This is a genomic window from Pseudomonas segetis (assembly GCF_900188155.1).
GTDB lineage: Bacteria > Pseudomonadota > Gammaproteobacteria > Pseudomonadales > Pseudomonadaceae > Aquipseudomonas > Aquipseudomonas segetis.
The window spans coordinates 1-9,943 of sequence record NZ_FZOG01000012.1; the positions used below are offsets into that span (position 1 = coordinate 1).

9 protein-coding genes are annotated in these 9,943 nt (G+C 57.4%); 1 reads left to right on the forward strand and 8 read right to left on the reverse strand.

Going from position 1 to position 9,943, the window contains the following annotated elements:
* A partial coding sequence (gene kdgD / locus CHB79_RS21775) for a 5-dehydro-4-deoxyglucarate dehydratase (RefSeq protein WP_089361424.1) occupies positions 1–786 on the forward strand: 786 nt, incomplete at its 5' end.
* Between the two features lie 310 nt (positions 787–1,096).
* On the opposite strand, the gene CHB79_RS21780 is transcribed toward kdgD, so the two are convergent.
* From CHB79_RS21780 to CHB79_RS21815, 8 genes are all read right to left on the reverse strand, one after another.
* Complete coding sequence (locus CHB79_RS21780; protein ID WP_089361425.1) at positions 1,097–2,338, reverse strand: OprD family porin; 1,242 nt, start codon at positions 2,336–2,338, stop codon at positions 1,097–1,099.
* Positions 2,339–2,886: 548 nt separating this feature from the next.
* Complete coding sequence (locus CHB79_RS21785) at positions 2,887–3,777, reverse strand: aldose 1-epimerase (RefSeq protein ID WP_089361426.1); 891 nt, start codon at positions 3,775–3,777, stop codon at positions 2,887–2,889.
* Positions 3,778–3,831: 54 nt separating this feature from the next.
* On the reverse strand, positions 3,832–4,743 hold the full coding sequence (locus CHB79_RS21790) for an EamA family transporter (protein ID WP_010490924.1): 912 nt from the start codon (positions 4,741–4,743) through the stop codon (positions 3,832–3,834).
* 70 nt (positions 4,744–4,813) lie between these two features.
* The gene (locus tag CHB79_RS21795) at positions 4,814–6,094 is read right to left on the reverse strand and encodes a TRAP transporter large permease (RefSeq protein WP_089361427.1); all 1,281 of its coding nucleotides are present in this window, start codon (positions 6,092–6,094) and stop codon (positions 4,814–4,816) included.
* Entirely contained in the window at positions 6,094–6,624 is a 531-nt protein-coding gene (locus CHB79_RS21800) for a TRAP transporter small permease (protein ID WP_089361428.1), read from the reverse strand. Before CHB79_RS21800 ends, CHB79_RS21795 begins: the two co-directional genes overlap by 1 nt.
* 67 nt (positions 6,625–6,691) lie before the next feature.
* Positions 6,692–7,663 (reverse strand): TRAP transporter substrate-binding protein, encoded by a 972-nt coding sequence (locus CHB79_RS21805; RefSeq protein WP_089361429.1) that lies wholly within the window; start codon positions 7,661–7,663, stop codon positions 6,692–6,694.
* Between the two features lie 63 nt (positions 7,664–7,726).
* Positions 7,727–8,608, reverse strand: a complete 882-nt coding sequence (locus CHB79_RS21810; RefSeq protein ID WP_089361430.1) for an SMP-30/gluconolactonase/LRE family protein — start codon at positions 8,606–8,608, stop codon at positions 7,727–7,729.
* A gap of 48 nt (positions 8,609–8,656) precedes the next feature.
* A complete protein-coding gene (locus tag CHB79_RS21815) occupies positions 8,657–9,478 on the reverse strand; it encodes an NAD-dependent epimerase/dehydratase family protein (RefSeq protein ID WP_010490931.1) in 822 nt (273 codons plus the stop codon).
* Positions 9,479–9,943 lie beyond the last annotated feature (465 nt).

The following is a 9,943-nucleotide window of genomic DNA, read 5'->3' on the forward strand; positions in this document are numbered from 1 at the left end:
TATGGCGCCAGCGCACTGTTTGCGGCGGGCGGCACTGGCGAATTTTTCTCCTTGGCGCCTGATGAGTATTCATCGGTCATCAAGACTGCAGTCGACACCTGCGATGGCGGCGTGCCGATCCTTGCCGGTGTAGGCGGCCCAACGCGCCTGGCCATTCAATACGCACAAGAAGCCGAGCGCCTGGGCGCCAAGGGCTTGTTGCTGCTGCCGCACTACCTGACTGAAGCCAGCCAGGAAGGCGTTGCCGCGCACGTTGAACAAGTGTGCAAGTCGGTGAAAATCGGCGTGGTGGTGTACAACCGCAACGTTTGCCGCCTTAACGCCACGCTGCTTGAACAACTGGCCGAGCGCTGCCCGAACCTGATCGGCTACAAGGATGGCCTGGGCGATATCGAGTTGATGGTGTCGATCCGTCGCCGCCTGGGTGATCGTTTCAGCTACCTCGGCGGCTTGCCGACTGCAGAGGTCTACGCCGCTGCCTATAAAGCCCTGGGCGTGCCGGTTTATTCCTCGGCGGTGTTCAACTTTATTCCGAAAACCGCGATGGATTTCTACCACGCCATTGCCCGTGACGATCACGCCACCGTTGGCAAGATCATCGATGACTTCTTCCTGCCTTACCTGGAGATTCGCAACCGCCGTGCCGGTTATGCGGTCAGCATTGTCAAGGCTGGCGCCAAGATCGCAGGCTACGACGCCGGTCCGGTTCGCGCGCCGCTGACTGACCTGCTGCCGGAAGAATACGAGCAGCTCGCCGCACTGATGGACAAGCAAGGCGCGCAGTAAGCTGAACAGAACCATCGGCACCACCGCTGAGCCGTTCTGGCTCAGCGTCTTTTAGCGATCCTCCCTGTCTGTCGCAGGGTGCGGCAGGCAACGCAAAGCTTGTCCGCCAAGATGCGAACAGCGAAATACCTGAAGCTGACTCAATATCCAGAGTGCTGGTGGCGACAATGGTGGCTTATGACGTGCCAACCACTTTTTCGGTCGCAGATCATTGGTCACAAATGGTGGGCGTCACTTCATGCCCGGTGGCATAAAAAAGCCCGCCAGTCGGCGGGCAAAGTGCGATGAAGTCAGGGTCACAGGTTCAACGTTACAAAATGGACAGCGGGTAGTTGAAGATCAGGCGGTTCTCGTCAAATTCGCTGCTGCTGTAGTCGCGGCGAATCGAGCTGTTGCGCCATTTCATCGACAGGCTCTTGAATGTGCCGCTTTGCACTACATAGGCCAGTTCGGTTTCACGGCCCCATTCCTTGCCGTCGTCCGTGCTTGCGGTATGGATGTTGTCACCGCTGATGTAGCGGTTCATCAGCGTCATGCCTGGAAGGCCAACACCAGCAAAGTTGAAGTCATAACGTACTTGCCAGGAGCGTTCTTTGGCATTGTCATAGCTCGAGTTGTAGCTATCGTTGGCCAGGGTGCCGCCGCTGGTGCCGTTGACACGCATCCACTTGTCGTCGCCGCTGACTTTCTGCAGGCCGATGTAAAAGGCGTGCGGGCCGGTCTTGGCCGAGAACAGGCCGGAAGCGGTTTTGTTGTCCAGCTCGCCAGCGCGTTCGCTGCCGTCTTCGCTACCGATGAAATAGCCAAGGTTGGCGCCCAGCGTCCAGTCGCCCAGGGGCTGGGTGTGCACCAGGTTGATGAATTGCTGGCTGTAAACGTCTTCCAGCTCCGCGTTCCACAGGCCGATCAGGGTGCGGTCCTGGTTGAAGCTGTATTCACCACCGACAAAGTTGAAGCGATCCGACTCGGCGCCATTGAAGTTCATGTCTTCCATGCTGGCGTTGTCGCGGGTGCTGTTCTGGCGGAATTGACCACCGTAAAGCGTCAGTCCGTCGATTTCCTTGGAGGTCAGCTGGGCACCCTGGAAGGTTTGCGGCAGCGAGCGACCGTCATCGGAACGCAGGATTGGCAGGACCGCCATCCACTCACCGACTTTTAGCTCGGTCTTGGAGATTCGTACCTTGCCGGCGGCAGCGATACGACCATAGTCATCAGCCGGGCGACCGTCGTCATGCACTGGCAGCAAACCGGTGCCGGCTGTACCGCGTCCGCCGTCGAGCTTGATCGCGGTCATGGCGAGTACATCGACACCAAAGCCAACAGTGCCTTCGGTGAAGCCTGAGCGAGCATCGAGCATAAAGCTCTGGGTCCACTCTTCGGCTTTGCCTTGGTTGTAGGCCGGGTTTACGAAGTTACGGTTGATGTAGAAGTTGCGCAGGCCAAAGTTGACCTTGGCATCCTCTACAAAACCGGCAGCCTGGCTGCCCGGCGGCAGGGCGGATGCGGCAATGGCGCTGGCAACTGCGAGTGAAAGAATCTTGCGTGAACTCATTATTATTTTGCTCCAGTTGGAGTTGTTTCTATTGCCAGGCAAATGGCACGGCACTTTTAGTGGGCGTGACGAAATGGCCTGGTGCGGGATACAGGGGAAGATAGGGGCTGGTTAGTCTGTCAACGCTGGCGTCGAGCGCAGGGCAGTCCCGCGCTGCGGGCCTTGGGGCAAGCGATTTGAACGGCTTGTAGTCGTCATTGTGTGACCTGTTCTGTTTATTATTATTTTGTTGTGCGTTGTCGTACAACGATTCGGATTATTTGCAATCTGATTTGTTCTTGTCAACGCCTACTTTTGGCTGATACGGAATATTTGATTTTCTCTAGTTTGCTGCTATATGGCTGTTTTTAATGAGTTTTTAAAAGATTTTGGGCGCAAGGAATTCTTGGTGATAATTTTGTCAATTAACCACTTCCGGTAATTCCAGGTTATTTCAATTTTTTGGTTATAGGATGACTTTTGATTATTTCCTGATTGATTTGGCATCCATACCAGTTGCTGGACACGCGAGGCCCTCGCGCGCATTTTTTGCCAATGGCTCGCCGGATTTAACCGCTGAGTTCAGCTTGGCCTAGAGGTTGATAGTGCAGGCTGAATTCCAGCCGGATCGACTGCCCTTGCTGCAATAGCTGCAACCCCGGCCTGCCCGGCAGGTGGTGAGCGTTTATCGGGTGGCTCACCGGCTCGAAACAAAAGAAGTCACGGTCAACCGGGCAGAACAGCAGGAAGTAATCGGCGCCCTTGGCTTGGCAGGCCAGTTGATAGCCGGCGTCAGCTTGGATAATCAGGCAGTTGCCGTCCCAGCCAGTGAAGGCGTGGTCGACCAGTTCGGTGGGTAATGGGCTAGCCGAGTTGAATTGCCAGTTGGGCGGTATTGCGTCTTGCCGGTTTGGCAGTGCCTCGCCAGTTGCCCGCCAAACCCGTTGCGCGGTCGCGCAGAGCTGGGTCTGCGCTGTGCGTGGCAGGTAAGGGTGAAAGCCCAGGCCATGCCATGCCGCGTTTGCAGCCAGGTGAGTCACTTGCAGGCACATGCGTAGCTGACCATCGCTCAGTTCAATATGCTGCTCTGCCCGGTAGGCAAATGGCGCGCTGCTGTTGAGGCTCAGGCGTGCGTGGCTGTTGCTGTGTTCATCAACCTGCCAGGCTTGTTGCCATGCGCTGCCGTGGATTGGGTAGGGATCGTGGTCAGTGTTTGGCGCAAGCGCTTGCCAACCGTTGGGGCATTCAAAGCCGCCTTCGGCGATACGGTTCGACCAGGGTGCCAGCGGGTAGCAAGCCAGGCGTCGCGGTGAACCGCTGCTCAATGCCTGTCGATCGCTGTGGCGTAGCAATGGCTGGCCCGTTAGCTTGCTGCTCCAGTTGGCAATGCTACCGCCAACTGCAGGCATCAGGCTGAGGCGGGTCAAGCGGTCTTCCAGGTGCAACAACGAGGCAGGCATAGTGAATAACTCGTTCAGTACTCAGGTGTTGATCGGCGCTTTAGGTATTGAGCTTCAGGGTTGCTTGCTGGAGGCGAGCAGCACGACGCCGCAGACCACGATCAGGCCGCCGACGATCTGCAAGCCATTGAGGAGTTGGTCCAGAATCAGCCAGCCAAACAGCAGGCCCGCCACTGGCTCGATGTTCATGACCGGAGCGTTGCGGGTAATGTCCAGTCGGCTGACAAATACGAACAGCGCTGAAAACGCCATTCCATAAAGTAGGACCAGGCAGGCAAGGGCGATCCAACCCGTTGGCGCCGTAGGTAGATCCATCCCGCCCGGCAACAGGCCGCTGGCGCCGATTAGTGCGGTTGAGACAAACACCACTAGTAACGTGAGCATGCTGCGTACCGTACCAGGCACAGGCGCGAGGCGATGGGCCGTTATCCACAGCGCGCAGGCAAATACGGCGGCGCCGGTTGCGCTGAACAGCACGCCTTCAATCCAGCTCGCATCCACAGCGCGCTGGTTGGCGAGTTGGGCGGGTACATCCAGCGCCAGGACCAGGCCAAACAGGATTGTGGCCATCAGCACCGTGGCCCGGCGGGTTGGCGCTGGCCCGCCGAGCGCCCAGCTGAGTAGGGCGAGAAAGATTGGCGCCAGGTTGACCACCAGCAGCGCCAGTGCAACCGGGATACGCATTACTGCCGAGTAGATGCAAAAGCTTTGCACTGCAATCAGCAGTCCAAGTACCAGTTGCCAGCCCCAGGTCTGGCGGCTCAAGCGCAGTGCTTCACCGCGATAGAACACCAAAGCCGCCAACACCAGAAGTGTCACCCCTGCGCGGCAGAGCATGGCAAGCAGCAGGCCGGTGTCGTGATCGAATGCAATCCGTGCGGCAATGTGGTTGCCCGCGAACGAGCATGCGAGCGCAGCCAGGATCAGTACGGCGATATGGCGGGGCAGTGGGGCTGTGGCAGACATTAGCAGGTGTATTCCTTGGCGAATAAATGAGAGCGCCGCCATTGAGGCGGCGCGCCCAAACTATAGCGCTCTATAGCAGAACGCTTGGCAACCAAAGTGAAATGGCTGGAATGTAGGTAACGGCCATCAACACCATGAGCAATGCGCAGTAGAACGGCAGCAGCGCCTTGACGGTGTTCTCGATGGTGACCTTGCCCACGGCCGCGCCCACAAAGAGCACGGCACCAACCGGTGGGGTGATCAGGCCGATGCCCAGGTTGACCAACATGATCATGCCGAAGTGCACCGGATCAATGCCCAGGCCAGTGATGACCGGCATCAGGATTGGCGTCAGGATCAGGATCAGCGGCGCCATGTCCATCAGCGTGCCCAATACCAGCAGCATGGCGTTGATGCACATCAGAATCACATAGCGGTTATCCGACAGCGTCAGGAAGGCCGTGGTGATTTTCGCCGGGATCTGCATCAGGGTCATGATGTAGCCGAAGCTGGCGGCGAAGGCGATCAAGATCATCACGATCGACAGGGTGCGCACCGTGCGATGCATCAACTTGGGCAACTCGTGCCACTTGTAGTCACGGTAGATGAACATGGTCACGAAGAAGGCCCAGACCACAGCAATGGCGGCTGATTCGGTCGCGGTAAAAACACCACTGAGAATGCCGCCGATAATGATGAACATGGTCATCAGGCCCCACAGCGCATCGACGCATATTTTCAGCGCTTGCTTCAGTGGGATCACTTCGCCTTTAGGGTAATTGCGGCGTCTGGCGAAGATCAGGCACATGCCCATCATCACGCAGGTCAGCAAAATGCCAGGGCCAATACCGGCGATAAATAGCGCCGAGATCGACACAGTGCCGCCAGCGGCCAGGGAGTACAGCACCGAGTTGTGGCTAGGTGGTGTCAGCAGCGCCTGCACTGAGCCACTGACGGTCACTGCGGTGGAGAACTCACGTGGGTAACCCTTGCGGGCCATCTCCGGGATCAGTACCGAGCCGACCGATGCGGTATCGGCAACCGATGAGCCTGAAATCGCGCCGAAGAATGCCGATGCCACGATATTGACCAGTGACAGGCCGCCACGGACAAAGCCCACCAGCACGCTGGCGAATGCGACGAGGCGACGCGACATGCCACCCTCGGCCATGATTGCACCGGCGAGCACGAAAAAGGGGATTGCCAGCAACGAGAATTTATTGACCCCGCCTGCGACTTGAATCATCACCGCATGGAACGGAATGCCGATCCAGAAGGCGCCGGCCAGTGCAGACAAGCCCAGGGCGTAGGCCACGGGCATGCGCAGAGTGATCAGCAGCAAAAAGCTGCCCAAGAGAATAAAAGCGTCCATTACGAAACGGCCTCGTTGGTTTCTTCTAGTTGTTCGTAATCGACCGCGCGACGGCGGCTCTGGTCGCCGAAGAACAGGCGTTCAAGAATAAATACCAGGGTCAAGGCACCGCCCAGAGGAATAGGCGAATAGCACAAGCCAACGCGCAGGTCAGGCAATGATGGATTGAATTGGTGCCAGGTCGCAGCGCACAGCTTGATGCCCCAGATCAGCATAAACAGGGCAATGGTCGCCATCAGCAACTGAACCAGTATTTCTATGTAGCGTTGCAGGTGTTGCGGCATGCGGTCGGTGGCCATGGATACCGCCATGTGAGCCCCGGCGCGGTAGCTTGCGGCGGCGCCAACAAAGGTAAAAAGCACCATTAACAAGATTGCCACTGGCTCTGGCCAACTGGAGCCGCTGCCCAATACATAACGGGTGAAAATGCCCCAGGGAATGATCACGGCCATGGTTGCCACCGACAGGCCGGCAACCCAGATGCAGCTGGTGTAAATCACGTCGTTGACGCGTAACAGGGTGTTCTTCATTAACTTCACCACGCTGCCTTGGGGCAGGCTTGCACCTGCCGCCAAGGACTTTATAGGGAGTAGGTTGTTACTTGACGTCGGCGATGCGCTTCATCAGGTCAGCGTATTGCGCGCCGTATTTTTCACGGATCGGAGCGGTGGCGTCGTAGAAGGGCTTCTTGTCGACGGTGATGAATTCAACACCCGCCGCTTTGAGCTTCTCTTCGCTGGCTGCCGACTTGGCATCCCACAACTTGCGTTCTTCCAATTGGGCTTCCTTGGCCACTTTCTTCACCAGTGCTTGTTGCTCGGCACTCAGCGAGTTCCAGGTGTCCTTGGACATTACAATTGGCTCAGGCAGGATCAGGTGGCCAGTGAGGGTGTAGTACTTGGCGTTCTGATAGTGGTTGTGCTCAAGCATGGTTGGCGGGTTGTTCTCGGCACCATCGATAACACCGGTTTGCAGGGCGCTGAAGATCTCGCCAGTGTCCATGGCAATGCCGTTGGCGCCCATGGCGGTCATCATGTCAACGAACAGCGGGTTGCCCATGACGCGAATCTTCATGCCCTTGAGGTCTTCGATGTTGCGTACTGGCTTCTTGGTGTAGAGGTTGCGGGTACCGCCGTCCATCCAGGCCAGGGCGACCAGGTTGAATTCGGAGTTGGTGATCTTGTCGAGGATTTCCTGGCCGATCTCACCGTCGATGATCTTGCGCATGTGTTCCCTGTCGCGGAACACGAATGGCATGTTGAACACGTTTACATCCGGCACAACCGGACCGACGATGCCGAGGCTGACGCGGGTCATCTGGATGGCGCCGATTTGGGTCTGCTCAACCACTTCCTTTTCTGAACCGAGCACGCCGCCCGGGAACATTTTGAAGGTGATGTCGCCGTTGCTGGCTTCTTCGATTTTCTTACCCATCGCTTCTTCAGCAACTACTGTCGGGTAGCCTGCCGGGTGGATCTCGGCGAATTTGATTTCCAGGGCGTTAGCCGCGCTAGACAGGCAAAAGGCCAAAGGGAGAGCAGCGATGAGCAACTTGCGTTTGAAATTCATTTGAATCTCCAGTCTTGTTGTTTTTGAGTGCAGTGTTGCGAACAGTGTTGAACAGCGGGTGGATCAGCCGCGGAACAGGGGCTCAGGTAGCCCTTTGGTCCCCGAGTGAAGAGCGAACACGCCACCGGCCAGTGGTTGATCGGACAGATCACCCTCGGGTCGAATGGATGTCACAAATAGGGTGCTCAGGTCGGCGCCACCAAAGGCGCACATGGCAGGCTTCTTGACCGGTACCGCCAGGGAGCGATCGAGGCGTCCGTCCGGGGTGAAGCGATGAATGAGCCCGGCGTCGTTGCCGCAAATCCAGTAGCAGCCGTCTTCATCGACCGCCGCGCCATCCGGGCGGCCAGGGAATGCATTCATATCGACGAATACGCGGCGGTTATGCGCGGTGCCTGCATCGGTGTCGTAATCGAATGCCCAGATCATCTGCACGCTGGGGTGCGAGTCGGACAGGTAAAGGGTGCGTCCGTCCGGGCTGAAGCCCAGGCCGTTGGGGACGATGAAGTTATCCAGCTGTTTGGTCAGCTGGCCATCGGTGAAGCGGTAGAGCGCACCTGCCGAAACGCCTGCGGCCATATCCAGCAGCATGCTGCCGGCCCAGAAGCGACCCTGGCGATCACAGCGACCGTCATTGAAGCGCATGCCAGGTTGTGCATGTTCGACGCCAGCCAGCAGTTGCGTGCGCAAGCTGCCGTCATGCTGTGGTTGCAGGTCGAAAATGCCGCTTTGCATCGCGCCGATCCAGCCTTGGCCTTCGGTGCGGCAGGCAATGCAGGCGAGCATCTCTTCGGCTTGCCAGCTTTGGGTTTGCCCGTTGGCGGCTTGCCAGTTGTGCAGGCGCCTGGCGGGAATATCGACCCAATACAATGATTGTTCCTGCACGTTCCAGACCGGGCTTTCGCCAACGCTATTACGGGCATCAAGTATCAATTCGGCTTGCATGGCTGCGTCTCTTGTTGTTTTACGGGACCGATGATTAAGCCGCTGGGCTTACTCGAAAGGACCTGCGGCAACAAAAGCGCCACCCTGGTAAATCGCTGCGGGATCGTCTGCCGCCACTGGTGGCTGCGCTTCGACCTTGTCGCGGAACACCTCTGAGCTGTCCTTGGCGTTGAAACCCAGGTGCGCGGCATAGCGGTTGTCCCACCACACCTGTGCATTGTCCGATACGCCGTAGACAACGGTGTGGCCGACATCGGCGCTGAACAGTGATTTTTCGATCAGCTGGGTCAGGTCATCGAAGCTCAACCAGGTCGACATCATGCGGCGGTTCTGCGGCTCGGGGAACGAGGAGCCGATGCGGATGCTGACCGTCTCGATGCCGTAGCGATCGAAGTAGAAGCTGGCCATGTCTTCGCCGTAGGATTTCGACAGGCCGTAGTAACCATCCGGACGACGAGGGGAGAGCGCATCGAGGGTCTGGTCTTGCTTGTAGAAGCCGATTACATGGTTGGAGCTGGCGAAGACCACGCGCTTGACGCCATGCAGGCGGGCCGCTTCATAGATGTGGAAGGTACCGCTGATGTTGGCGCCAAGGATCTCTTCGAACGGACGCTCTACGGATACCCCGCCAAAATGCAGGATGGCATCTACGCCATCAACCAGGGCATGCACAGCTGCCTTGTCAGACAGGTCGCAGGGAACGACCTCTTCATGTGGGCCGGTCGCGGGTGCCATTGGCGCAATATCGGATAGACGAATGACGTCTGCATAAGGCCGCAGGCTTTCACGTAGTACTTTGCCTAGGCCGCCAGCGGCGCCGGTTAGCAGCAGGCGTGAGAAGCGCGATTGGGCTGGGGATTGGGTGGTCATGAGGTGGCCTCTGACATTTAAATTGTTATTGTTTGTGTGGTTATACGTTGTCGTATAACTATTTATGGACTGATTTCAACAGGGCTTCTCCGGCTTGTCAACGTGACTAAAGTCGATGTTTTAACGATTTGGAAAGAAAGCTGCCCGGAGGATCACTGCGTTATTGGCGAGAATTCGCGCTTTAACCCATCTGGAGCAGGGGTTGCCCAACGTCGATCCCTTGCCAGGATTAAAACCCGGCGTCCGTCGAGCACGAGCATTCCGTCGGCCTGGATAAAAAATCCAGTTGGCAATTTATATAGTTGTACGATAACGTATTTCCTCGGTTTGGTACTCGTACCGACTCTACAATTATCCCCAGGGTGTTCGAATAATGAATCCACAAGAACTGAAGTCCATCCTCTCTTCCGGTCTGCTGTCCTTCCCGGTGACCGACTTCGATGCTGCCGGCAATTTCCGCGCCGA